A 22,393-nucleotide genomic window follows, 5' to 3' on the forward strand; every position below is an offset into this window, starting at 1 on the left:
TATGACGACCCCCAGCACACCGACGCAGACCCCCGAGACGGCGCCGGCTCCTCGCCACATGCGCGCGCCCGTCCCGGTGCAGACCCGCTCCGAGCGGTTCACCTCCACGCAGGTCACGGACTTCCCCGACGTCACCGGGCGCGAGGTCATGTGGAAGCACACCCCTGTCGCCCGCCTCGCCGAGCTCATCTCCGGCGAGCTGGACGGCGCGCCGTATGTCTTCGACCTGACGCCGGCCCCCGGCGTGACCGCCTCGTGGATCGGCCGCGACGACGCCCGCGTCGGCGCCGCCGGCATCCCGGAGGACCGCGCCTCGGCGAACGCCTGGACGAACTTCGAGCAAGCGCTGCTCGTGTCCGTCTCGGGCGACGACGTCAAGGAGGCCACCCTCACCCGCGCGGCCCTCGGCGGCCCCGCCCGTGCGGCGCACACCGTGGTGGAGGTCGCCCCCGGCGCCCACGCCACGCTCATCCTGCAGAACAGCGGACCGGCGCACCTGACCGAGAACGTGGAGTTCCTGCTCGGCGCCCACGCGAACCTCACGGTCGTCTCGGTGCAGGAGTGGGACGACGACGCGCTGCACGTCGCGGCGCACTTCGCCGAGCTGGCCGAGGGCGCGCGCATCAAGCACGTCGTCGTCACGCTCGGCGGCGGCGTGGTTCGGCTCAACCCGTCGGCGCACCTGGCGGGCGCCCGCGCCGACGCCGAGCTCCTCGGCGCCTACTTCGCCGACGCCTCCCAGCACCTCGAGCAGCAGGTGTACGTCCACCACGACGGTCCGGAGACCCGCAGCCGCGTCACCTACAAGGGTGCGCTGCAGGGCGAGGGCGCGCGCACGGTGTGGATCGGTGACGTGCTGATCGGCCCGAAGGCCGTCGGCACCGACACTTACGAGCAGAACCGCAACCTGGTGCTGACCGATGGCGCCCGCGCCGACTCGGTGCCGAACCTGGAGATCGAGACCGGCGACATCGTCGGCGCCGGCCACGCCAGCGCCACGGGACGCTTCGACGATGAGCAGCTCTTCTACCTGCAGTCGCGCGGCATCCCGGAGGACGAGGCGCGCCGCCTGGTCGTCCGCGGCTTCCTCTTCGAGATCGTCCAGCAGATCGGCTCGCCCGCGCTCCAGGAGCGCCTGCAGGCCGCCATCGAGGACGAGCTCGCGGTATCCGTCACGGCGGCGAGCTGATGGCGGCCTCCCGCGTCGCCGCCGCGGCCGAGCTGGTCGAGAACCAGGCGACCCGCGTTGTCGTGGACGGCGTCCCGATCGCGATCGTCAAGGACTCGGCCGGCGACATCCACGCCATCGGCGACACCTGCACGCACGGCGAGATCTCCCTCGCCGAGGGCTTCATCGAGGGCGAGACGCTCGAATGCTGGGCGCACGGCTCCCAGTTCTCGCTGATCACCGGCAAGCCGCTCAACCTCCCGGCCTACGAGCCGGTCCCCGTCTTCCAGGTCGAGGTCATCGACGGAGACGTGTACATCGACCCGAACGTCACGAAAGAGATCCAGTAAGCACATGTCAGTCCTCGAGATCCGCGACCTGCACGTCACCGTCGAGACGGACCAGGGCACCAAGCCCATCCTGAACGGTGTCGACCTGACCATCCGCGAGGGTGAGATCCACGCCATCATGGGCCCCAACGGCTCGGGCAAGTCCACCCTCGCCTACACGATCGCCGGCCACCCGAAGTACACGGTCACCTCCGGCACCATCACGCTCGACGGCGAGGACGTCCTCGCGATGACCGTCGACGAGCGCGCCCGCGCCGGCCTGTTCCTCGCGATGCAGTACCCGGTCGAGATTCCCGGTGTGACCAACACCAACTTCCTCCGCACCGCCAAGACCGCGATCGACGGCCAGGCGCCCGCCATCCGCACCTGGGTGAAGGACGTCCGCGAGACGATGGGGCAGCTCCGCATGGACTCCTCGTTCGCCGAGCGCAACGTCAACGAGGGATTCTCGGGCGGCGAGAAGAAGCGCAACGAGATCCTGCAGTTGGAGCTGCTCAAGCCGAAGTTCGCGGTGCTGGACGAGACCGACTCCGGCCTCGACGTCGACGCGCTCAAGGTCGTGTCGGAGGGCGTCAACCGCGCCAAGGCCAACACCGGGCTCGGCATCCTGCTGATCACGCACTACACGCGCATCCTCCGCTACATCAAGCCGGACTTCGTGCACGTCTTCGTCGCCGGCCGCGTGGCCGAGGAGGGCGGCCCGGAGCTCGCCGACCGCCTGGAGGAGGAGGGCTACGACCGCTTCGTCGACGCCCCCGAGTCCGCGTCCGCCTCGGCGGGCGAGCTGGCCGAGGCCTGAGCCGGCGGCCCGGAGGTAGAATCCGATCATGCCCGCCACGCTGAGCCCGGCGCTCTTCGACCAGGTCGAAGAGGCGCTGAAGAACGTCATGGACCCCGAGCTCGGGATCAATGTCGTCGACCTGGGCCTCATCTACGACCTGGCCTGGGATGAGGAGAACAACGCCCTCATCATCTCGATGACGCTCACGAGCGCCGGCTGCCCGCTGACCGACGTGCTCGAGGAGCAGACCGCCGAGAGCCTCGACGGCATCGTCGAAGCCTTCCGCATCAACTGGGTGTGGATGCCGCCGTGGGGCCCCGAGCGGATCACCGACGACGGCCGCGACATGATGCGCGCCCTCGGCTTCGCCATCTAGCATTCCCCCTTATCCCCGCCATCCGTTCCGGAGTTCCGTACGCCTCGCCTCGGCGTGTCGCGCGCAGAACTCCGGAGCGGATGGCTTCTGAACGTTAGGAACACCGCTTTGCTCGCCGTGCACGATCTCGAACTGCGTGTGGGAGCGCGCCTGCTGATGGAGGACGTCAGCTTCCGCGTGGCCGACGGCGACAAGATCGGGCTGGTCGGGCGCAATGGCGCCGGCAAGACGACTTTGACCAAGGTGCTCGCGGGCGATCTGCTGCCGACGGCCGGCAAGGTCGACCGCTCGGGCGAGCTGGGCTACCTGCCGCAGGACCCACGCTCGGGCAACCTCGACGACCTCGCGCGCACGCGCATCCTGGACGCGCGCGGTCTCGGCTCGATCGTCCTCGGCATGCAGCAGGCCACGCACGACATGGCGAGCGACGACGCGGACGTGTCCGCCGCGGCCATGAAGAAGTACGGCCGGCTGGAGGAGCAGTTCCACATGCACGGCGGGTACGCGGCCGAGGCGGAGGCGGCCTCCATCGCCTCCAACCTGAACCTGCCGGACCGCATCCTCGACCAGCCGCTGAAGACCCTCTCGGGCGGCCAGCGCCGCCGCATCGAGCTGGCGCGCATCCTGTTCTCGGACGCGCGCACGATGATCCTGGACGAGCCGACGAACCACCTCGACGCCGACTCGGTCGTCTGGCTGCGGGACTTCCTCAAGAACTACTCCGGCGGCTTCATCGTCATCTCGCACGACGTGGAGCTGGTCGGCGAGACGGTCAACCGCGTCTTTTACCTGGACGCCAACCGCCAGGTGATCGACATCTACAACATGGGCTGGAAGAACTACCAGCGTCAGCGCGCCGCCGACGAGGAGCGCCGCAAGAAGGAGCGCGCCAACGCCGAGAAGAAGGCGTCCGCCCTCCAGCTCCAGGCGGCCAAGTTCGGCGCCAAGGCCACGAAGGCGGCGGCCGCGCACCAGATGGTCGCGCGCGCCGAGAAGCTGCTCGCAGGCCTGGACGAGGTGCGCCAGGTCGACCGGGTGGCGAAGCTGCGCTTCCCGACCCCGGCCGCATGCGGCAGGACGCCGCTTGCGGCCTCGGACCTGTCCAAGAGCTACGGCTCGCTGGAGATCTTCACCGCCGTGGACCTCGCGATCGACCGCGGCTCCAAGGTCGTCGTTCTCGGACTGAACGGCGCGGGCAAGACCACGCTGCTGCGGATGCTCGCGGGCGTCGACAAGCCGGACACCGGCATGGTGGAGCCCGGCCACGGCCTCCGGATCGGCTATTACGCGCAGGAGCACGAGACGATCGACGTCGAGCGCTCGGTGCTGCAGAACATGGTGTCGTCGTCGCCGAACCTGACCGAGACCGAGGCCCGCAAGGTGCTCGGCTCGTTCCTGTTCACCGGCGACGACGCGCACAAGCCGGCCGGGGTGCTCTCCGGCGGCGAGAAGACCAGGCTCGCGCTGGCGATGATCGTGGTCTCCGGTGCGAACGTGCTGCTGCTGGACGAGCCGACCAACAACCTCGACCCGGCCAGCCGCGAGGAGATCCTCGACGCGCTCGCGCACTACGAGGGAGCGGTGGTGCTGGTCAGCCACGACGAGGGCGCCGTGGAGGCGCTGAACCCCGAGCGCGTCCTCATCCTCCCCGACGGCGTCGAGGACCACTGGAACCGCGACTACCTCGACCTGATCTCGCTGGCATAGCGCCGACATTCGTCACGTATCGCGGCTCTGACACGCTCAGAGTCGCGATTCGGCACGAATGTGAAGCGTAGCCGCGCGGTGTTCAGCGGGCGTCGAGGAGTTCGTCCTCGACGTCGGCGTCGCTGCGCTTGAGGGCCCGGCGACGGGCGCGCTCGGCGGCGCGGGCCCGCTCGGCGGGGTCGTGCTCGTTGCGCTTGCGGTACTCGGTGCGCAGGGCGTAGCCGAGACCGAAGAAGCCGATCAGGGCGAAGATGATCCACTGGATCATGTACGACCAGTGTAGGCCCTCGTCCTGCGTGGGCGGGTCGGTGACGGTCGGCGTCGGCGCGCTCGCGGGGCTCGGCTTCTGCGACGCGAGCAGGCCGTACGCCCCGGTGTAGACGTCGGCGCCGCCGAGCTTCTGCTTGACCACCGAGAGCTGGATGGTGCCGACCTGCATCCCGACGCCGGTGCGGCCCTGGATGGCCGGCTCGCTGGCCTTCAGCCGGGCGATGACGGTGACGGCACCGGAGGGCGCGGGCGGCACGTGGTCGGGGGCGTCGGTGTTGTTGCCGGTGGGCACCCAGCCGCGGTCCACGATGAACAGCGATCCGTCCGCGGTGCGGAGCGGAGTGAGCACCTCGAAGCCGGGGGAGCCGTTGAACGGGCGGTTGCGCGCCAGGATCTCCTTGTCCTTCTCGTACGTGCCCGTCACGGTGACGCGCGTCCACTCCTGCGCGGGGGAGTACGCGGTGAGCGACGGCAGCTCCTGGTCGAGCGGGACTGGATGGGAGTAGAAGTTGGCGGAGATGAGCGCGTTGGCGGCCGCGGCCTCCTTGCTGCGCGCGAGCTGCCAGTTGGAGAGGAAGCCGCAGGCGATCGCGAACACGATCGCGAACGCCAGGTAGCCGAACCAGCGGCGGGAGAACGCGAAGCTCCAGCCGACGGACCTCTGCTCGGGCGTCGACGGGTCGGGGGTCACGCGCCGGTCCTCCCCGTCTCCGCGGGGCTCGGGGTCTCGACCGGCACGACGGTGACCGGGAACTCCCGTGCCGCGAGGAACTCGCGCAGGTAGTCCACGTGCTCGCCGCAGGCCAGCCACACCTTCACCCGGTCGGCGCTGTGGATGCGCGGGTTGCGCCACTCGATCCGCCAGGCCGCGGTCTCCCGGCAGCCGGCGCGGGAGCAGGTGAGCGGCTCGGGTTCGCCCAGTCCGATCACTCATCCTCCTCGTGCGCGTTCGCGCCGTGCGTGTCGCCGCTGTCGTCCTGACGTCCTCCCGGCGGAGGGGCCATCGGAAGGATATTGCCCGGACGCTGTGCTTCCGCTTCATGCGGCTCGGCGCCGACATTGGCGATCACCACCGCGAAATACGGCAGGAACACCGCGCCGATCAGCGGGATCGCGCCCCACGGCCAGCCCACGATGAGCGCGACGATGAGGCAGACGATACGGACCCCCATGGCGACGGAGTACTTGATCATCCGCCGCTTGCGCTCCTCGTCCGGCGAGAGCGGGAGATTGGTGATGGACGGGCGTGGCTGCTTCATGTGCGTTGACTCCAGAGTACGTCCATAAACTGGTACCGGCCCGCTGCGGGCCGAATCGATTGAAGGGATCGTCTGCATGACCACGCCACGCACTGTGCTCGTCACCGGAGGGAACCGGGGGATCGGCTACGCGATCGCCGAGGAGTTCCTCGCTCAGGGGCACCGTGTGGCGGTGACGGCGCGTTCGGGCGAGGGCCCGGCCGGCGCGCTCACGGTCCGCGCCGACGTCACCGACGCCGCGTCCGTGGACGCCGCCTTCACCCAGGTGGAGGCCGAGCTCGGCCCGGTCGAGGTCGTGGTGGCGAACGCCGGCATCACCAAGGACACCCTGCTCATGCGGATGAGCGACGAGGAGTTCGACTCGGTGGTGGAGACCAACCTGGGCGGGGCGTTCCGTGTCGTCAAGCGCGCCTCCAAGGGCATGCTGAAGGCCCGCTGGGGCCGCATCGTGCTCATCTCGAGCGTCGTGGGCCTGTACGGTTCCGCAGGACAGGTGAACTACGCGGCCAGCAAGGCGGGGCTCGTCGGCATGGCGCGCTCGATCACGCGCGAGCTCGGCGCCCGCGGCATCACGGCCAACGTGGTCGCCCCCGGCTTCATCGAGACGGACATGACCGCCGCCCTGCCCGAGGCGCAGCAGGCGGAGTACAAGCGCAACATCCCGGCCGGCCGCTTCGCGTCGCCGAACGAGGTCGCGCGCGTGGTCGCGTGGGTCGCGGGCGACGACGCGGGCTACGTGTCCGGCGCCGTGATCCCGGTCGACGGCGGCCTCGGGATGGGCCACTAGCCCGTCGGGCCGCCAGCCGCTCGCGGCCGTCAGCCCCGCAATCCCAGCAGCGGCAGGACCTGAGCCAGGTCCTGCCGGTCGATGACCAGGTCGGCCTCCTCGCGCACCCGCGGCTTCGCGTTGAACGCGACGGCGAGTCCGGCCTCCGCCATCATCCGCAGGTCGTTGGCGCCGTCGCCGATCGCCACGGTCCGGCGGAGGTGGACGCCGGACTCCGCGGCCCAGAACAGCAGGGCCTGCGCCTTCGCCGCGGCGTCGACGACAGGCCCGTCGATCTCGCCGGTCAGCACGCCGTCGGCCACGGCGAGCCGGTTGGCCCGCCAGTGGTCGAGACCGAGCCGTTCGCCGAGCGGGTCGAGCAGTTCGTGGAACCCGCCGGAGACGACGCCGACCTCGCCGCCTGCGGCCTGCACGCCGGCGATGAGCTCCGGGACGCCGTCGGTGACGCGGATGCGCTCCCCGACGCGCTCGAAGACCGAGACGGGCAAGCCCTCCAGCGTGCGGACGCGCTCGCGCAGGCTCTCCTCGAAGTCGAGCTCGCCGCGCATGGCGCGCTCGGTGATCTCGGCGACCTCGGTGCGCGAGCCGGCCTCGTCGGCGAGCAGCTCGATCACCTCGTCATGGATGAGGGTGGAGTCGGCGTCGAGGACGACGAGGAAGCGGGCGGCCCGCTCGGTGGGGCGGATGCCCTCGCGTGGATGTCCTGACGTCATGGGACGACGTGCACTCCCTTGCCGACGACGGTGATCCCGGACTCGGTGACCGTGAAGCCACGAGCGCGGTCGCGCTCCGGGTCCACGCCGATGCGCGCGCCCTCCGCCACGACCACATCCTTGTCGAGGATGGCCCGGCCGACGAAGGCGTTGGGCTCGATCAGGGCGCGGTCGAATACGACGGAGTCGATCACCTTGGCCCCGGAGGCGACGGTGGCCCAGGGGCCGAGCACGCTGCGCTCCAGGTGCGCCCCGGAGATGACGGAGCCCAGCGAGACGATCGAGTCGATCGTGGTGCCGAGCGCGCCGCGGCCGTCGCGGACGATCTTCGCGGGCGGCGAGTTGAGCACCTGACTGAAGATCGGCCACTCCCGGTTGTAGAGGTTGAACACCGGCAGCGCCGAGATGAGGTCCTGGTGGGCCTCGAAGAACGAGTCGATCGTCCCCACGTCGCGCCAGTAGTAGGCGTCGCGGTCGGTCGATCCCGGCACGTCGTTGTTGTTGAAGTCGTAGACCGCTGCCTCGTTCCGCGACACGAAGTCGGGGATGATGTCGCCGCCCATGTCGTGGTTGGAGTCTGGCCGGTCGCCGTCGCGGATCACCGCGTCGATCAGGGCGTCGGCGTCGAAGACGTAGTTGCCCATCGAGGCGAGCACCTCCTGGGGGGAGTCCGGCAGGCCCACCGGGTCCTTCGGCTTCTCGCGGAACGCCGCGATCCGGTCCGGCTTGTCCGCGTCCACCTCGATCACGCCGAACTGGTCGGCGAGGGAGATCGGCTGGCGGATCGCAGCGACGGTCGCTGGGGCGCCCGAGTCGATGTGCGCCTGCAGCATCTGGTTGAAGTCCATGCGGTAGACGTGGTCGGCGCCGACCACGACCACGATGTCGGGCCGCTCGTCGCGCAGCAGGTTGAGGCTCTGCAGGATGGCGTCGGCCGAGCCGCTGAACCAGCGCTTGCCGAGTCGCTGCTGGGCCGGGACGGACGCGATGTAGGAGTTCAGCATCCCGTCCAGCCGCCAGGTCTGCGAGACGTGCCGGTCGAGGCTGTGCGACTTGTACTGCGTCAGCACGACGATCTGGCGCAGCTGCGAGTTGATCAGGTTGGACAGCGCGAAGTCGATGAGCCGGTATTGTCCGCCGAACGGCACCGCAGGCTTGGCGCGGTCGGCGGTCAACGGCATCAGCCGCTTCCCTTCGCCGCCCGCGAGCACGATGCCGAAGATCTTCTTGCCTGCTGCCATAGGCACCACAGTAGAGGCAACCGGGGGGCTGTACTAGCGTTCTCGACATGCGCGTTGATCTTCTGACCAAGGAGTACCCGCCGGACATCTACGGCGGAGCCGGGGTGCACGTGACCGAGCTGGTCCGCGCGCTGCGGACCGATACCGAGGTAATGGTCCGCTGCTTCGGGGAGCCGCGGGACGAGGCGGACACGTTCGCGTACCGCGTCCCCGCCGAGCTCGCGACGGCCAACGGCTCGATCACGACGCTCGGGGTCGACCTCCAGATGGCGCAGGACTGCGGGGGAGCGGACGTCGTCCACTCGCACACCTGGTACGCCAACGCGGGCGGCCACCTCGCGAAGCTGCTGCACGGCGTCCCGCACGTCGTGACCGCGCACAGCCTGGAGCCGCTGCGGCCGTGGAAGGCCGAGCAGCTCGGCGGCGGCTACCGCGTCTCGAGCTGGATCGAGAAGACCGCCTTCGAGGCCGCCGACATGGTCATCGCGGTGAGCGACGGCATGCGCCGCGACATCCTCGCCTCCTACCCGGCTCTGGACCCGCAGAAGGTCACCGTGGTCTACAACGGCATCGACCTGGAGCGCTGGACCCCGCTGCACGACGCCGACAAAGCGCGCGCCCTCGGCATCGACCCCGACCGTCCCGCCGTGATCTTCGTGGGCCGGATCACCCGGCAGAAGGGCCTCCCGTATCTCCTGCGCGCTGCACGGATGCTGCCGCCGGAGGTGCAGGTCATCCTGTGCGCCGGCGCGCCGGACACCCCGGAGATCCTTGCCGAGGTGACCGGGCTGGTGGAAGGCCTGCAGGCCGAGCGCGACGGTGTCGTCTGGATCGACCGACTGCTGCCCAACGATGAGCTGCGCGCCGCTCTGACGGCCTCCACCGTGTTCGTGTGCCCGTCGATCTACGAGCCGCTCGGCATCGTGAACCTGGAGGCCATGGCCTGCGGGCTCCCGGTCGTCGGGACCGCGACCGGCGGCATCCCCGAGGTGATCGTCGACGGTGTCACCGGCCGGCTCGTGCCGATCGAGCAGCTCCAGGACGGTACGGGGACGCCGACCGATCCGGAGGCGTTCGTCCGCGACCTCGCGGCCGCGCTGACCGAGGTCGTCTCCGACCCCGAGCGGGCCGCGCGGATGGGCGCCGCGGGGCGGAAGCGCGCCGAGACCGAGTTCAGCTGGACGGCGATCGCGGAGCAGACCCGCGCCATCTACCGGTCCTTGACCTCCGTCTGACGCCGGTAGGCTAGAGCGCATGGCAGGCAGTGTTCTCCGACTTCACGACGTGTCCGTAGTCCGGGACGGCAACCCCGTCCTCCAGAACGTCGACTGGACGGTGGAGCCGGAGGAGCGCTGGGTCATCCTCGGCCCGAACGGCGCGGGCAAGACCACGATGCTGCAGGTCGCCGCGGCGGCCATCCACCCGTCGTCGGGGGAGGCCGTGGTGCTCGGCGAGACCGTCGGCCACAGCGACCTGTCCGAGCTGCGTCCGCTGCTCGGCTTCGCCTCGACCGCGCTGGCCCGGCGCATCCCGCGCACCGAGCGGGTGCTCGACGTGGTGATGACCGCGGCCTACGCCGTGACCGGCCGCTGGAACGAGCTCTACGAGGACATCGACGAGCGCCGCGCCCGCCGGGTGCTGTCGGAGTGGCACCTCGACCACCTCGCCGAGCGCACCTTCGGCAGCCTGAGCGACGGCGAGCAGAAGCGCGTTCAGATCGCCCGCTCGGTGATGACCGACCCGGAGATCCTGCTGCTCGACGAGCCCGCTGCGAGCCTCGACCTCGGCGGCCGCGAGGAGCTGGTGCAGCTGCTGGGCGGCTACGCGAGCGACCCGAAGTCCCCGGCGATCGTGATGGTCACCCACCACGTCGAGGAGATCCCGCTCGGCTTCAACCGCGCGCTCCTGCTCAAGGACGGCCGCGTCACCGCCGCCGGCCCGATCGGCGAGGTGCTGACGAGCGAGTCGCTGAGCGAGACCTTCGGGGTGGACGTGGAGCTCACCGAGACCGAGGGCCGCTTCACCGCCCGGGCGCGTCAGGCCACGAGCGACTGAGGTATCTGCTAAACTCGATAGCTGGTTCCCCGCACGATCCGTCGATCTGACAGGTGAGAACCGAAAAGCTTTCCGTCAACGCGCTGAAGCGCGCGGACACGACCGACCGAACACTACGCAACAAGGAAGTCCTCATGAAGACTGGCATCCACCCCGACTACGCCCCCGTGGTTTTCCGCGACCTGGCCTCGGGTGCGACCTTCCTGACCCGCTCCACCGTGAGCAGCGACAAGACCATCGAGTGGGAGGACGGCAACACCTACCCGGTCATCGACGTCGAGATCTCCTCGGAGTCGCACCCGTTCTACACGGGCAAGCAGCGCATCCTCGACTCGGCCGGCCGCGTCGAGAAGTTCAACACGCGCTACAAGAACTTCGGCAAGTAAGCCGCAACGCGAAAGGCCCCCGTCTGTGACGGGGGCCTTTCGCGTTGTGCGCTGTACATTCGTGCCGAATGTCGCTTCTGGCGGCGCCATTCGCGACATTCGGCACGAATCCGGTCGGGCTCAGTAAGTGCGGTAGCCGTGCGAGGCGGCGATTCCCAGGCCGACGAGGACCAGGATGAAGACCAGGATGCCGATCGCCACCTCGATGAAGCCGATGATGACGGCGGCGAGGGCGAGGCCCCGGCCCTGCTCGCCGGTGCGCTTGATCTGGGAGAGGGCGACGAAGCCCAGGATGATGCCGACGACGCTCACGAAGAACGCGAGGATGAACGCCACGATCGACATCGTGTTGTAGCCGGGCTGTGCCGGCGGCTGGTAGGCGCCGTACTGCGGCTGCGGCGGCTGCGGCTCCTGCGGCGGGAGGGGCTGCGGATTCAGGTCGGAGTCACTCATGTTTCACACACTAGCGTCCCCAGCGGACGTGCAGCAGCCCCCAAACGTGCGGGGCCTGGACGGCACGGTCACGCGGTCCAGGCGTGCACCGGCCACGCACCCGAGGCCGTGAAGTCGGGGTCCCGGACGCGTCGCATGTACTCCTGGAAGTCGGCCGCCTGCTCGCGGCACCAGTCCACCTGCTTGGAGTGAAGCTCCACAGCGGCCATCGCAAGCTCCTCGACGTGCCGCTGGGCCAGCGCCTGGGCGAGGCGCCCCGCCGCGACCGCGTCGGCACCGGCGTCGTGGGCGGCGATCAGTTCGACGCCGTAGTGCGTCGCGGTGACGGTCAGCGTGCGCTTTCCCGGGCGGTAGCGGTCCACGGCGCGGTCGATGACCAGCGGGTCGATGATCGGGCCGGGGGAGGACAGCGGCTCGACGCCGTGGCGGCGGGCCTCGCGGTCGAGGAGCGTGAAGTCGTAGGGCGCGTTGTAGGCGACCACCGGGATGCCGCGATCGAACAGCCGGCGGAGCTGGTCGACGATCGCCTCGACGCCGGCGCCGGCGTCCATGCCCTTCTCGCGGGCGAGTTCCGTGGTGATGCCGTGCACCGCCGTGGCCTCCGCGGGGATTTCGACCTCCGGGTCGAGCAGCCAGTAGCGGCCGTGCTTGACCTCGCCGTTCTCGCCGAGCAGGCCGACGTGGGCGGTGACGATCCGCGCCGTCTCGACATCCACGCCGGTGGTCTCCAGATCGAAGACGCCGAGTTCGTGATGCCAGTTGCTCATGCAGCCAGCGTAGGAAGGACCTGGCGTCCGTCCCCGCCGAACACGCCGAGGGGAACTACGCCCGGCGCGGCTCGATGTGCAGCCAGTAGAAGTTCTGCGTGCCGAGCGTCAGCGTGAAGCGGCCGTCCTCGGCGACGGTCGGGAACTCCGCGCCGCCGAACAGGTCGTAGAGCGCGCTCCCGGCGAACTCCGGCGCCTCGAGCGTCACCGACACCGGGTTGTGCGCGAACGAGAACACGCAGAGGACATCCTCCGGCTGATCGCCGAAGTGCGTCCCGCTGCCCGCGTAGCTGCGCACGAACGCCAGCACCGACTCGTGGTCGGTGGGAAGCACGCGCATGTCGCCGAGCCCGAACACCGGGTGCGCCTTGCGGACGTGGATGACGTTGCGGATCCAGTGCAGCAGCGAGCGCGACTGCGCCAGTTGCGCCTCCACGTTCACCTGGTTGTAGTGGTACACGAGCGACTGGACGACCGGGAGGAAGAGCTTGCCGGGGTCGGCTGTGGAGAAGCCGGCGTTGCGGTCCGGCGTCCACTGCATCGGGGTGCGCGAGCTGTCGCGGTCGGGCAGCCAGATGTTGTCGCCCATCCCGATCTCGTCGCCGTAGTAGAGGAACGGGCTGCCCTCCAGCGAGAACAGCAGCGCGTGGGCGAGCTCCAGTTCGGCACGGGAGTTGTCGAGCAGCGGGGCCAGCCGGCGCCGGATGCCGATGTTGGCGCGCATCCGCGGGTCGTAGGCGTACCAGCCGTACATCGCCTGGCGGTACTCCTCGCTGACCATCTCGAGGGTGAGCTCGTCGTGGTTGCGGAGGAAGACGCCCCAGGCGGAGCCCTCGGGCACGTCCGTGGTCTCGGACAGCACCCGGATCAGCTCGGAGGCCTGCTGGCTGCGCAGCGCGTAGAAGATGCGCGGCATCACCGGGAAGTCGAACGCCATGTGGCACTCGGGCTCGTCCTCGGAGCCGAAGAACGCCGCGACCTCGCGGGGCCACTGGTTCGCCTCGGCGATCATCATCCGGCCCGGGTACTCGCGGTCGACCATCACCCGGAGCTTCTTGATGAACTCGTGGGTGGGCGGCTCGCCCTCGCCGTTGCCCTCATCCGACTCGTACAGGTAGGGGATCGCGTCGAGCCGGAAGCCGTCGACGCCCAGGTCGAGCCAGAACCGGACGACGTCGAACATCGCGTCGTGCACCGCCGGGTTCTCGAAGTTGAGGTCGGGCTGGTGCGAGAAGAACCGGTGGAAGTAGAACTGCCGCCGCGCCTCGTCGAACGCCCAGTTGGAGTCCTCGGTGTCCACGAAGATGATCCGGATGTCCGGCCACTTGTCGTCGGTGTCGTTCCACACGTAGAAGTCGCCGTACGGACCCTCGGGATCGCTGCGGGACTGCTGGAACCACTCGTGCTGGTCGGAGGTGTGGTTCATCGGGAGGTCGATGATGATGCGCATGTTGCGCTCGTGCGCTTTGGTGACCAGGTCGCGGAACTCCTCGATCGTTCCGAACTCGGGCAGGATCGCCTTGAAGTCGGACACGTCGTAACCGCCGTCGCGCAGCGGCGACTGGAAGAACGGCGGCAGCCAGAGCGCGTCGATGCCCAGCCACTGCAAGTAGTCCAGCTTGGAGGTCAGGCCGGCGATGTCGCCGGAGCCGTCGCCGTTGCTGTCCACGAAGGAGCGGACCATCACCTCGTAGAAGACGGCGCGGCGATACCACTGCGGATCGAGGGTGAGCCCGGGCAGCGTGATGGGCGCGGTGAAACTCACGGTTCTCCTTCTCGAGCGGCCACGCCGTCGGGGCAGCGAGCTCGGGGGTCGTGCACGGTGGGGTCATGCAAGCGATTACATCCAGAGAAGTCTAGGACCTGCGGGCGGTGGGCTGTCCAGTCCTCACCCGGCATTCACCGGGCGACGGTCGGGTCGCGGCCTAGACTGTACGGCGATGACCTCCTCGACACGGTACGCCGCCTCCCCGTACCGCGACGCCGCCTCCCCGTACGCCGAGGCGCTGAGTCGCGTCCCGGTCCGTCGCGCCGAGCTTCCGCTGCTCGGCGGTCTGACGCGCTACTGGGACTACGGCGACCGGGACGCCGCGACCACGCTGGTGATGGTGCACGGCTTCCGCGGCGACCACCACGGCCTCGAGCCGGTGGTCGCCCAGCTCGGCGGCGGCCTCCGGCTGATCTCGCCCGACCTCCCCGGCTTCGGCGAGTCCACACCGTTGACGGAGCGGGATCACGACATCCCCGGCTACTCCGCCTGGTTGCGTGCGTTCGTGGACGGGCTCGGCCTGAGCGGGAGGGTCGTGCTGCTCGGGCACTCGTTCGGCTCGATCGTGGTCGCGGCGACGCTGGCCGGCGACGCGGGGGAGCGTCCCGACGCCGTGGTGCTGGTCAACCCGATCGGCCAGCCGGCCCTCGCCGGTCCCCGCGGTGTCCTGACCCGGCTCGCGATCTTCTACTACTGGCTCGCGGCGGCCCTTCCCGAGCGCCTCGGGTTCGCCCTGCTGCGCAACCGGATCATCGTGCGCGTGATGAGCGAGGCGATGGCGAAGACCCGGGACCGCTCGCTGCGCGCGTGGATCCACGGCCAGCACGACAGCTACTTCTCGGCGTTCAGCGACCGGCGGGTCGTGCTGCAGGCGTTCCGCGCCTCCGTAGCACACGATGTCAGCGAGTACGCGGCGCGCATCCCGGAGCCGACGCTGCTGATCGCCGCGATGGACGACGACATCACGCCGATCGAGGCCGAGCGCCGGCTGTGCGGGCTGTTCCCGGACGCGCGCCTGGTCGAGGTCGCGGACGTCGGCCACCTCATCCACTACGAGAAGCCGGCGCAGGCCGCGCGGGCGATCGAGGAGTTCCTGAGCGGCACCCACACCGCGGACGGAGGAGAGCGCCCGTGAGGATCGTCTTCGACTGCCGTTACACCCGCATCGGCCGCCACGACGGCATCAGCCGCTTCACGGCAGGACTGGTGGGCGCACTGGCTCAGCGCCACGCCGTCACGATGCTGATCAGCGACCACCGCCAGCTCGAGCTGCTGCCCGACCTGCCGTGGGAGCTCGCCCCGTCGCCCACCTCCGCGCTGGAACCGCTGGTCGCCCGCCGGGTCAACAAGCTGAAGCCGGACGTCGTGTTCACTCCCATGCAGACGATGGGGAGTTTCGGGCGGCGCTACCGCCTGATCCTGACCGTGCACGACCTGATCTACTACCGGCACCCGACGCCGCCGCGCGACCTGCCCGGGTTCGTGCGGGTGCTCTGGCGGCTGTACCACCTCGCCTGGTGGCCGCAGCGGCTGCTGCTCAACCGGGCGGACGCGGTCGTGACGGTGTCCCAGACGACCAAAGACCTGATCGCCGAGCACCACCTCACCATGCGCCCGGTCTACGTCGTCCCGAACGCCGCGGACATGCCGGCGCTGCCGGAGGAGCGCCTGGCGCGCACCGCCCCCGAGGCGAAGGTGCTCGTCTACATGGGCTCGTTCATGCCGTACAAGAACGTGGACACGCTGGTGCGCGCGGCGGCGCAGCTTCCCGACTACCAGCTCCACCTGATGAGCCGGGTCGCCCCGGCCGAGCGCGACCGTCTCTCGGCGCTGGAGCCCGGGGCGCGGCTGGTCTTCCACGACGGCGCGACCGACGAGGACTACGCCGAGACGCTGGCGCGCGCGACCGCGCTCGTGACGGCGTCGCGCGACGAAGGTTTCGGCATCCCGCTGGTGGAGTCGATGACGCTCGGGACGCCGGTCGTCGTCAGCGACATCCCGATCTTCCGCGAGATCGGCGGCGAGGCGGCGCTGTACTTCCCGGCCGACGACGCCGACGCGCTGGCCGCGCGGGTGCGACACCTGGAGCAGCCGGGCGTGTGGGCGCAGCGGTCGGCGGCGTCGCTCCGCGAGGCGGGCCGGTTCACCTGGTCGGCGTCGGCCGACCACCTGCTGACCGTGCTGACCGCGACCGCGACCCGGGCCGCGCGCCGCGGCCGCCGGGTTCAGAGCACCGACGCGGTGTAGAGGTCACGGTCCTCCGGCCCGAGGTTGAAGCGGTCGAGGGTGAGCCGGCCGTCGTCGTAGCGGAAGCGGTGCACGGAGCCGTTCGGGATGACCTCCCCCGGGCCGGGGAGGGCGTGGTCGGTCACGTGCCGGACCAGCGAGCCGATCACGCCGCCGTGGCTGACCACGATCAGGTTCTCGCCCGGGTGCGCGTCGCCCAGTTCGAGCAGGGCCGGGAGCGCGCGCTGGACGACCTCCTCGCGGGTCTCCCGTCCGGGGACGGGTGTTCCCTCGGGCCAGCGCTCCAGGATCTCGGCTCCTGTCAGGCCTTCCGCCTCGCCGTACTGCCGCTCGGCCACGGCCGGCAGCGTCCCCGGCTCGCCGAGCCCCAGGTGCCCTGCGATGATCCGCGCGGTGTCGAACGCCCGGCTGAGCGGGCTCGCGTACACGGCGTCGAAGCGGCCTCCCGCCAGTGCCCGGCCCGTCGCGTCGGCCTGGGCGCGTCCCGTCGCGTTGAGCGGGATGTCGCTGGAGCCCTGGATGCGCTTGGCCAGGTTCCAGTCGGTCTGGCCGTGCCGAACGAGGGAGATGAGGGTCACGCGCGTCCTTTCGTCGAGGACGCGCGGCGGGTCAGGCGAGCCGGCGCGCCAGCTCGACCAGCGTCTCCGTGGTCCCGCCGTCCAGCTTAACGGTGGCCCGCGCGTCGCCTTTGGTCTCGCCGCGGTTGACGATGACGATCGGGAGGCGCTTGCGGCGCGCCTCCTCCAGGAGCCGGATGCCGGAGTTGACCACGAGCGACGAACCCGCGATGACGAGCGCGTCGGCGGCGCGCACCAGAGAGCTGGCCTCCCGGTACTTCTCGGCGGGGATGAACTCGCCGAAGAACACCACGTCGGGCTTCAGGTGCCCGCCGCAGACCGTGCAGTCGGGGATGACGAAGGAGTCGACGTCGGTGACGATCGCGTCGCCGTCCGGGGCGATCTCGACGGCGCCCTCGGTCTCCAGCCACGGGTTCGCCGCGTCGATGCTCGCGGTGATGGCCTCGCGCGCGAAGATCTGCCCGCAGACCAGGCAGACGACGCGGTCCATCGAGCCGTGCAGGTCGACCACGCGGCGGCTGCCCGCCTGCTTGTGGAGGCCGTCCACGTTCTGCGTGATGACGCCGTTCGCCGCGCCCGCGATCTCCAGGGCCGCGAGGGCGCGGTGGCCGTCGTTCGGGTGGGCCGCGGCGAAGCGGCGGTAGCCGACGTGGCTGCCGGCCCAGTACCGCTTGCGGTACCGGTCGTCGGAGAGGAACTGCTGGAAGGTCATCGGGGTGCGCTTCGGCGCCCCCTCGCCGCGGTAATCGGGGATTCCGGAGTCCGTCGACACGCCAGCGCCGGTCAGTACCGCGAAAGTGCGCCCGGCGAGCAGGCCTTCGACCTCGTCGATGCCGCGCGAGAGCTCGGGTGAGAGCTCGGTCGTCAGCGTGGTCACAGGCACCTCCCGGTCGGTCCTTCCGGAAGTCTAAACCGGCCGCTTTTCGAGTTTGTTTCGGGCGACTGGCAATCTGGACGGGTGCAGATCCATCGTGTGACCGACCTGACCGCCGACGGCCTCGCCGACTACTCCCGCCTGACGGACGTCGCGCTGCGGCGTGTGACCGAGCCGGAGGGCGGCCTCTACATCGCGGAGTCCACCAAGGTCATCACGCGTGCGCTCGCGGCGGGCCACCGCCCGCGTTCGGTGCTGCTGCAGGAGCAGTGGCTGGACGACGTGGCGCCGCTGCTGGACGCGTACCCGGACGTGCCGGTGTTCGTGGGGGAGTCGGCGCTGCTGGAACAGCTCACCGGCTACCACCTCCACCGCGGGGCGCTCGCGGCGATGCACCGGCCGGAGCTGCCGGACCCGCGGGTACTGCTCGCCGGTGCGCGCCGGGTGGTCGTGCTGGAGGACATCGTCGACCACACCAATGTCGGGGCGATCTTCCGCAGTGTCGCGGGCCTCGGCGCGGACGCGGTGCTGGTCAGTCCGCGCTGCGCGGACCCGCTGTACCGGCGCAGCGTGCGTGTGAGCATGGGCACCGTGCTCCAGGTGCCCTGGACGCGCCTCCCGGAGTGGGACGAGGCGGCGCCGCTCCTGCACGAGGCGGGCTTCGAGATCGCGGCGCTCGCGCTGGCGGACGACGCGGTCGGGCTGGACGAGTACGCCGCCCGGGCGCCGGAGCGCGCGGCGCTGGTGTTCGGGGCGGAAGGCGACGGCCTCAGCCGGCGGGCGCTGGCGGCGGCGGACACGGTGGTGACCATCCCGATGCTGCACGGGGTGGACTCACTGAATGTGGCGTCGGCGAGCGCGGTGGTGCTGTGGGCGATGCGGGCGGGGTGAGGGTGGCCGCGGCGTTCGTGCTCGCCCGTGGCGCGTTCTCAGCGGATGCCTCACTCCGTCCCCCTAGAATCCGAAGGTGCCTCAGCAAGTCCTCGCCGATCCGCCGCGCAGTGTGAACCGCAAGCAGGTGTACCGCCGCCGGCGGATCGTCGTCTTCGGGGTCGGGGGTGTGCTGCTGATCGCGCTGCTGTACGTGTTCGGGTCGGTCATCACCCCCATCCCGGCGACCGCCGCCGTCACGCAGCACGAGACGTCGCTCACGCAGCCCGCGGCGCAGCTGAACTGGCCGGGCTATGGCTCGGCCGCGATCACCGCGCCCGACTATCCGGGCGCGACCGAGTTCCACGGCAGCAGCGCCAGCGTGCCGATCGCGAGCATGACCAAGACGATCACCGCGCTCGTCGTCCTTCAGGCCAAGCCGCTGGACGGCACCGCCGAGGGGCCGACCATCTCGTTCACGCAGAAGGACGTCGACATCTGGAACCAGGTCATCGCGGCCGGCGGTTCCTGGGCTCCGGTGAGGGCGGGCACGTCGATGACGGAGAAGCAGGCGCTGACCGCCATGCTGCTCCCGTCGGCCAACAACTACGCCATCTCGCTGGTGAACTGGGCGTACGGCTCCACCTCCGCCTACCTCAAGGCGGCGAACAGCTGGCTCGCGGCGAAGGGCTTCACCGGCACCAAGGTGGTGACCCCGGACGGTCTCGACCCGGGCAACGTCAGCACCACGAAGGACCTGATCGGCATCGGCAAGCTCGTGCTGGCGTCCCCGACGCTCTCCGCGATCGTCTCGCAGAAGACGGCGACGCTCCCGGGCGCCGGCCCGCAGGACAACACCAACTCCCTGCTCGGCGTGGACGGCGTGGACGGCATCAAGACCGGCAACACCGACGAGGCGGGCTTCTGCCTGCTGTTCTCGGCCGAGGTGACGGTGGGCAAAGAGAAGGTGCGGGTGCTCGGCGTGGTGCTGGGCGCGGCCGACCACGACACCCTGTGGGCGGGCGTGAGCGGACTGCTGACGAGCATGCAGGCGGGCTTCCACGAGGTGACGGCGGCGACGGCCGGGCAGGTCTTCGGGTCGTACACGACCAAGTGGGGCGCGGCCTCCAACGTGGTGGCGACGACGGGGGAGAGCTTCATCGTCTGGTCGGACACGCCGATCACGGTGGACCTGACCACGCAGCGACTCCAGTCGGGATTCAAGGGCGACATCGTGGGACACGTGACGTTCACGGTCAACGGGGACGCGAAGACGGTGGACCTGGCGCTCGCGAAGGATGTGCCGGACCCGGGGTTCGGGTGGCGGCTGGCGCATCCGGGGGGTCTTGGGGTCTAAGCCCCGGCTTGACCCTGCACGGCCGCTCGGGTGAGGTGCCGGGTGAGGTGCGGACCCGCGATCCCGTGCGCGCGGGCGGCTTCCGGCGGGACCCCGGAGGCGGCGCGTCGTCGGTCCCCTTAGCGTGATGAGGTTCACCCCCCCACACCCGCTGAGGCCCCACATCACATGACGTCCGACACCCAGCCCTTCACGCGCGCCGAAGCCCGTGGCCGCCGCTCCGCCCCCGCGACGAGCCGTCCGGCGAACCCGCCTACTGTCAAACGGCTCGACCTGCAGGGGCTGCGCGCCCTCGCCGTCGGCCTGGTCGTGCTCAACCACGCCTTCGAGTGGCCGGCCGGCGGCTTCGTCGGCGTCGACATCTTCTTCGTCATCTCCGGCTTCCTGATGACCTCGCTGCTGTACCGGGAGTACGAGCGCTCGGGCACGATCCGGTTCCTGGCGTTCTACCGCCGCCGCATCCGACGCCTGATCCCAGCCTCCGCGACCGTGATCGCGGTGACGATCGCGGGGGCCTTCGCGCTGTTCGGCCCCGGCCGCTTCCTCTCGACGGTGTGGGACGGCGTCGCGGCGCTGTTCTTCGTGTCCAACTGGCGGTTCGCGGCCGAGTCGACGGACTACTTCGCCCAGGGCGCCCAGACGTCGCCGCTGCAGCACTACTGGTCGCTCAGCCTGGAGGAGCAGTACTACCTGATCTGGCCGGTCGCGGTCCTGGTGCTGGCGCTGCTCGCGGCGGGGCGGCACCGCCCGCGGATCCTGGCCGCGTCGCTGTGCCTGGTGATCACGGCGGGCCTCTTCTTGGTGGCGCTCCAGCTGACGCAGGCCGACAGCGCGACCGCGTACTTCATCACGCCGGCCCGCCTGTGGGAGCTGTCGGTGGGTTCGACGGTGGCGCTCTGCATGCCGCTGTTCGACCGCCTGCCTGCGGGGTGGCGGCCGGCGATCATGCTGTCGGCGCTGGCCGGGATGATCGCCGCTTCGGTCATCACGCCGTCGGGAGCGGGCTTCCCCGCGCCGTGGGCGCTCGTCGCGGTCGTCAGCACGGCGGTGTTCATCGCGTTCCCGTGGCAGCCGCGCCGGACCTGGCTGAACCCGCTCGCCAATCCGGTCCTCACGCACGTCGGGGACATCTCGTACTCGCTGTACTTGTGGCACTTCCCGGCGCTCATCCTCATCACGGAGGCGTTCCGCGGGCTGCCGGGGGACAAGACGGCGATCCCGGCGGTCGTGTCGATCGTGGTCGCGTTCGGGCTGTCGGAGGTGACGTACCGGTACGTGGAGGAGACGGTGCGGAAGTCGCGGTGGCTGGAGCCGCGGAAGAACAGGCGAATCAGAACTCACGCCTCCAAGTCGAAGGCCGTGGCGCTTGGAGTCGCGGCGACGGCGACGGCGGCGGTTCTGATTCTGGCGTTCACCGTGGATCAGGAGGCAAGAAACCCGGAAGACGCCGCTGAGAGGACGTCGACGCCTTCGCCAGGAAACGCGCTCGAACAGGGAGCCGACGGCAGTGAGCTCGACTCATTGGCGTCAGCGATCACGACCGCATTGAAGGAGCAGACCTGGCCGGCGCTCAACCCGAGCATGGATAGCGTGATCGCAGGCTATAAGCGAGATGTAGCGACGAATGCGTGCGCTAATCAGACTTTTCCCGGCTTGGAGGCATGTACGTGGGGCGCCGCGGACGCGCCGCACTCTCTCGCGATCGTGGGCGATTCCACGTCGGCCAGTTATGTTCCGATGCTCCGAGCGCTTGCGGACGGCTCGAACGGACAGCTCATGGTCAGCTCGCTGGGCATGTACGGGTGCCCCTTCGTCGAATTCGAGACGACCAACGGCGCCGAGTCCTTCAACAAGGCGTGTCCCGGTCGCAAAGAACAGGCGATCGAAACCATCGCTGGGATGAAGCCGGGCATCGTGCTCGTCTCCAACACGTACATCCCGCTCAGGAAGACCAGCGACGGCAAGACCTTCACCCCGCAGGAGTACGCGGACGGATTGCGCCCATTCCTCGAGCGGATCGCACCGAATGCGGGCAAGATTCTGCTCGTGGCGCCCCCACCGGTTCAGAAGGATGTCCGCGAGTGCTACTCGCCTCGAACGGGGCCGGACGCATGCGTGTCGACCGTCCCTTCACGATGGAAGTCGATGGGGTCCGCCGAGTCGGCGCTCGCGGGGGAGTTCCACGGAGCGTGGATCGACAGTCGGCCCCTCTTCTGCGTGTCGTCGCGGTGCCCCGCATTCGCCGCCGGCATGCCGATCAAGTTCGATGACATCCATCTCACCGAGGAGTACTCGCGGCACATCGCTGCGGCGTTCGTGGAGCTCCTCGCTCGGCAGCAGATCTCTCTCATGGGCGAAGCAGCGGAACCGCCGCCCGCGTCGTGAA

24 protein-coding genes are annotated in these 22,393 nt (G+C 69.9%); 14 read left to right on the forward strand and 10 right to left on the reverse strand.

All coding sequences use genetic code 11. The features are described from left to right. Window position 1: 1 nt before the first annotated feature. The 5 genes from sufD (at window position 2) to AC1ROW_RS01625 (ending at window position 4,382) form a co-directional block, all read left to right on the forward strand. Window positions 2-1,189 carry a Fe-S cluster assembly protein SufD gene (gene sufD / locus AC1ROW_RS01605; protein ID WP_493017118.1) on the forward strand — a complete coding sequence of 396 codons (1,188 nt, stop codon included), beginning with the start codon at window positions 2-4 and terminating at the stop codon, window positions 1,187-1,189. Further along, entirely contained in the window at window positions 1,189-1,518 is a 330-nt protein-coding gene (locus AC1ROW_RS01610; protein WP_493017119.1) for a non-heme iron oxygenase ferredoxin subunit, read from the forward strand. Before sufD ends, AC1ROW_RS01610 begins: the two co-directional genes overlap by 1 nt. 4 nt (window positions 1,519-1,522) lie before the next feature. After that, window positions 1,523-2,317, forward strand: coding sequence for a Fe-S cluster assembly ATPase SufC (gene sufC, locus AC1ROW_RS01615; RefSeq protein WP_493017120.1), 795 nt, complete (start codon window positions 1,523-1,525; stop codon window positions 2,315-2,317). A gap of 28 nt (window positions 2,318-2,345) precedes the next feature. After that, entirely contained in the window at window positions 2,346-2,675 is a 330-nt protein-coding gene (locus AC1ROW_RS01620) for a metal-sulfur cluster assembly factor (RefSeq protein ID WP_179605846.1), read from the forward strand. Between the two features lie 108 nt (window positions 2,676-2,783). Next, a complete protein-coding gene (locus tag AC1ROW_RS01625; protein ID WP_493017121.1) occupies window positions 2,784-4,382 on the forward strand; it encodes an ABC-F family ATP-binding cassette domain-containing protein in 1,599 nt (532 codons plus the stop codon). Window positions 4,383-4,464: 82 nt separating this feature from the next. Here the strand turns inward: AC1ROW_RS01625 and AC1ROW_RS01630 are convergent, their stop codons facing one another. The 3 genes from AC1ROW_RS01630 to AC1ROW_RS01640 are packed head-to-tail and all read right to left on the reverse strand — an operon-like array spanning window position 4,465 to window position 5,911. Next, a complete protein-coding gene (locus tag AC1ROW_RS01630; RefSeq protein WP_493017122.1) occupies window positions 4,465-5,343 on the reverse strand; it encodes an SURF1 family cytochrome oxidase biogenesis protein in 879 nt (292 codons plus the stop codon). Then, window positions 5,340-5,582 carry a hypothetical protein gene (locus AC1ROW_RS01635; RefSeq protein ID WP_493017123.1) on the reverse strand — a complete coding sequence of 81 codons (243 nt, stop codon included), beginning with the start codon at window positions 5,580-5,582 and terminating at the stop codon, window positions 5,340-5,342. Before AC1ROW_RS01635 ends, AC1ROW_RS01630 begins: the two co-directional genes overlap by 4 nt. After that, the gene (locus AC1ROW_RS01640; RefSeq protein ID WP_493017124.1) at window positions 5,579-5,911 is read right to left on the reverse strand and encodes a DUF3099 domain-containing protein; all 333 of its coding nucleotides are present in this window, start codon (window positions 5,909-5,911) and stop codon (window positions 5,579-5,581) included. The genes AC1ROW_RS01635 and AC1ROW_RS01640 overlap by 4 nt, the downstream gene beginning before the upstream one ends. 76 nt (window positions 5,912-5,987) lie before the next feature. Here AC1ROW_RS01640 and fabG point away from each other — a divergent pair, with 76 nt between their 5' ends. Further along, window positions 5,988-6,698, forward strand: coding sequence for a 3-oxoacyl-ACP reductase FabG (fabG, locus tag AC1ROW_RS01645; protein ID WP_382460522.1), 711 nt, complete (start codon window positions 5,988-5,990; stop codon window positions 6,696-6,698). 29 nt (window positions 6,699-6,727) lie between these two features. Here the strand turns inward: fabG and serB are convergent, their stop codons facing one another. Then, window positions 6,728-7,411 (reverse strand): phosphoserine phosphatase SerB, encoded by a 684-nt coding sequence (gene serB, locus AC1ROW_RS01650; RefSeq protein ID WP_493017125.1) that lies wholly within the window; start codon window positions 7,409-7,411, stop codon window positions 6,728-6,730. After that, window positions 7,408-8,652, reverse strand: coding sequence for a glucose-1-phosphate adenylyltransferase (gene glgC, locus AC1ROW_RS01655; RefSeq protein WP_493017126.1), 1,245 nt, complete (start codon window positions 8,650-8,652; stop codon window positions 7,408-7,410). The genes serB and glgC overlap by 4 nt, the downstream gene beginning before the upstream one ends. Before the next feature lie 47 nt (window positions 8,653-8,699). Here glgC and glgA point away from each other — a divergent pair, with 47 nt between their 5' ends. From glgA to AC1ROW_RS01670, 3 genes are all read left to right on the forward strand, one after another. After that, complete coding sequence (gene glgA, locus AC1ROW_RS01660) at window positions 8,700-9,887, forward strand: glycogen synthase (protein WP_493017127.1); 1,188 nt, start codon at window positions 8,700-8,702, stop codon at window positions 9,885-9,887. A gap of 19 nt (window positions 9,888-9,906) precedes the next feature. Then, on the forward strand, window positions 9,907-10,707 hold the full coding sequence (locus AC1ROW_RS01665; protein WP_493017128.1) for an ABC transporter ATP-binding protein: 801 nt from the start codon (window positions 9,907-9,909) through the stop codon (window positions 10,705-10,707). A 134-nt stretch (window positions 10,708-10,841) separates the two neighbouring features. Beyond that, the gene (locus AC1ROW_RS01670) at window positions 10,842-11,093 is read left to right on the forward strand and encodes a type B 50S ribosomal protein L31 (RefSeq protein ID WP_090038270.1); all 252 of its coding nucleotides are present in this window, start codon (window positions 10,842-10,844) and stop codon (window positions 11,091-11,093) included. 120 nt (window positions 11,094-11,213) lie between these two features. On the opposite strand, the gene AC1ROW_RS01675 is transcribed toward AC1ROW_RS01670, so the two are convergent. From AC1ROW_RS01675 to treS, 3 genes are all read right to left on the reverse strand, one after another. Then, complete coding sequence (locus AC1ROW_RS01675) at window positions 11,214-11,546, reverse strand: DUF4190 domain-containing protein (protein WP_493017129.1); 333 nt, start codon at window positions 11,544-11,546, stop codon at window positions 11,214-11,216. 68 nt (window positions 11,547-11,614) lie between these two features. Further along, on the reverse strand, window positions 11,615-12,313 hold the full coding sequence (locus AC1ROW_RS01680; RefSeq protein WP_493017130.1) for a 3'-5' exonuclease: 699 nt from the start codon (window positions 12,311-12,313) through the stop codon (window positions 11,615-11,617). A gap of 55 nt (window positions 12,314-12,368) precedes the next feature. After that, window positions 12,369-14,078 carry a maltose alpha-D-glucosyltransferase gene (treS, locus tag AC1ROW_RS01685; protein ID WP_493017131.1) on the reverse strand — a complete coding sequence of 570 codons (1,710 nt, stop codon included), beginning with the start codon at window positions 14,076-14,078 and terminating at the stop codon, window positions 12,369-12,371. A 175-nt stretch (window positions 14,079-14,253) separates the two neighbouring features. On the opposite strand from treS, the gene AC1ROW_RS01690 reads away from it, so the two are divergent. Together AC1ROW_RS01690 and AC1ROW_RS01695 are read left to right on the forward strand one after the other, a co-directional pair. Next, a complete protein-coding gene (locus tag AC1ROW_RS01690; RefSeq protein ID WP_493017132.1) occupies window positions 14,254-15,216 on the forward strand; it encodes an alpha/beta fold hydrolase in 963 nt (320 codons plus the stop codon). Next, window positions 15,213-16,328 carry a glycosyltransferase family 4 protein gene (locus AC1ROW_RS01695; RefSeq protein ID WP_493017133.1) on the forward strand — a complete coding sequence of 372 codons (1,116 nt, stop codon included), beginning with the start codon at window positions 15,213-15,215 and terminating at the stop codon, window positions 16,326-16,328. The genes AC1ROW_RS01690 and AC1ROW_RS01695 overlap by 4 nt, the downstream gene beginning before the upstream one ends. On the opposite strand, the gene AC1ROW_RS01700 is transcribed toward AC1ROW_RS01695, so the two are convergent. Together AC1ROW_RS01700 and AC1ROW_RS01705 are read right to left on the reverse strand one after the other, a co-directional pair. After that, window positions 16,307-16,906, reverse strand: coding sequence for a histidine phosphatase family protein (locus tag AC1ROW_RS01700; protein ID WP_493017134.1), 600 nt, complete (start codon window positions 16,904-16,906; stop codon window positions 16,307-16,309). The two genes, AC1ROW_RS01695 and AC1ROW_RS01700, sit on opposite strands and share 22 nt — an antisense overlap. A 31-nt stretch (window positions 16,907-16,937) precedes the next feature. Further along, window positions 16,938-17,783 (reverse strand): Sir2 family NAD-dependent protein deacetylase, encoded by an 846-nt coding sequence (locus tag AC1ROW_RS01705; protein ID WP_493017135.1) that lies wholly within the window; start codon window positions 17,781-17,783, stop codon window positions 16,938-16,940. A gap of 81 nt (window positions 17,784-17,864) precedes the next feature. Here AC1ROW_RS01705 and AC1ROW_RS01710 point away from each other — a divergent pair, with 81 nt between their 5' ends. The 3 genes from AC1ROW_RS01710 (at window position 17,865) to AC1ROW_RS01720 (ending at window position 22,392) form a co-directional block, all read left to right on the forward strand. Continuing rightward, window positions 17,865-18,671 (forward strand): TrmH family RNA methyltransferase, encoded by an 807-nt coding sequence (locus AC1ROW_RS01710; protein WP_493017136.1) that lies wholly within the window; start codon window positions 17,865-17,867, stop codon window positions 18,669-18,671. A 76-nt stretch (window positions 18,672-18,747) separates the two neighbouring features. Then, the gene (locus AC1ROW_RS01715; RefSeq protein ID WP_493017137.1) at window positions 18,748-20,007 is read left to right on the forward strand and encodes a D-alanyl-D-alanine carboxypeptidase family protein; all 1,260 of its coding nucleotides are present in this window, start codon (window positions 18,748-18,750) and stop codon (window positions 20,005-20,007) included. A gap of 168 nt (window positions 20,008-20,175) precedes the next feature. Beyond that, a complete protein-coding gene (locus AC1ROW_RS01720) occupies window positions 20,176-22,392 on the forward strand; it encodes an acyltransferase family protein (RefSeq protein WP_493017138.1) in 2,217 nt (738 codons plus the stop codon). Window position 22,393 lies beyond the last annotated feature (1 nt).

It is taken from the genome of Leifsonia sp. GW821-FHT13C09 (genome assembly GCF_058806435.1).

Coding starts and splice junctions, on each gene's coding strand:
- sufD (WP_493017118.1), top strand. CDS start 2: ATGACGACCCCCAGCACACCGACGCAGACCCCCGAGACGGCGCCGGCT.
- AC1ROW_RS01610 (WP_493017119.1), top strand. CDS start 1,189: ATGGCGGCCTCCCGCGTCGCCGCCGCGGCCGAGCTGGTCGAGAACCAG.
- sufC (WP_493017120.1), top strand. CDS start 1,523: ATGTCAGTCCTCGAGATCCGCGACCTGCACGTCACCGTCGAGACGGAC.
- AC1ROW_RS01620 (WP_179605846.1), top strand. CDS start 2,346: ATGCCCGCCACGCTGAGCCCGGCGCTCTTCGACCAGGTCGAAGAGGCG.
- AC1ROW_RS01640 (WP_493017124.1), bottom strand. CDS start 5,911: ATGAAGCAGCCACGCCCGTCCATCACCAATCTCCCGCTCTCGCCGGAC.
- fabG (WP_382460522.1), top strand. CDS start 5,988: ATGACCACGCCACGCACTGTGCTCGTCACCGGAGGGAACCGGGGGATC.
- serB (WP_493017125.1), bottom strand. CDS start 7,411: ATGACGTCAGGACATCCACGCGAGGGCATCCGCCCCACCGAGCGGGCC.
- glgC (WP_493017126.1), bottom strand. CDS start 8,652: ATGGCAGCAGGCAAGAAGATCTTCGGCATCGTGCTCGCGGGCGGCGAA.
- glgA (WP_493017127.1), top strand. CDS start 8,700: ATGCGCGTTGATCTTCTGACCAAGGAGTACCCGCCGGACATCTACGGC.
- AC1ROW_RS01665 (WP_493017128.1), top strand. CDS start 9,907: ATGGCAGGCAGTGTTCTCCGACTTCACGACGTGTCCGTAGTCCGGGAC.
- AC1ROW_RS01670 (WP_090038270.1), top strand. CDS start 10,842: ATGAAGACTGGCATCCACCCCGACTACGCCCCCGTGGTTTTCCGCGAC.
- AC1ROW_RS01675 (WP_493017129.1), bottom strand. CDS start 11,546: ATGAGTGACTCCGACCTGAATCCGCAGCCCCTCCCGCCGCAGGAGCCG.
- AC1ROW_RS01680 (WP_493017130.1), bottom strand. CDS start 12,313: ATGAGCAACTGGCATCACGAACTCGGCGTCTTCGATCTGGAGACCACC.
- AC1ROW_RS01690 (WP_493017132.1), top strand. CDS start 14,254: ATGACCTCCTCGACACGGTACGCCGCCTCCCCGTACCGCGACGCCGCC.
- AC1ROW_RS01720 (WP_493017138.1), top strand. CDS start 20,176: ATGACGTCCGACACCCAGCCCTTCACGCGCGCCGAAGCCCGTGGCCGC.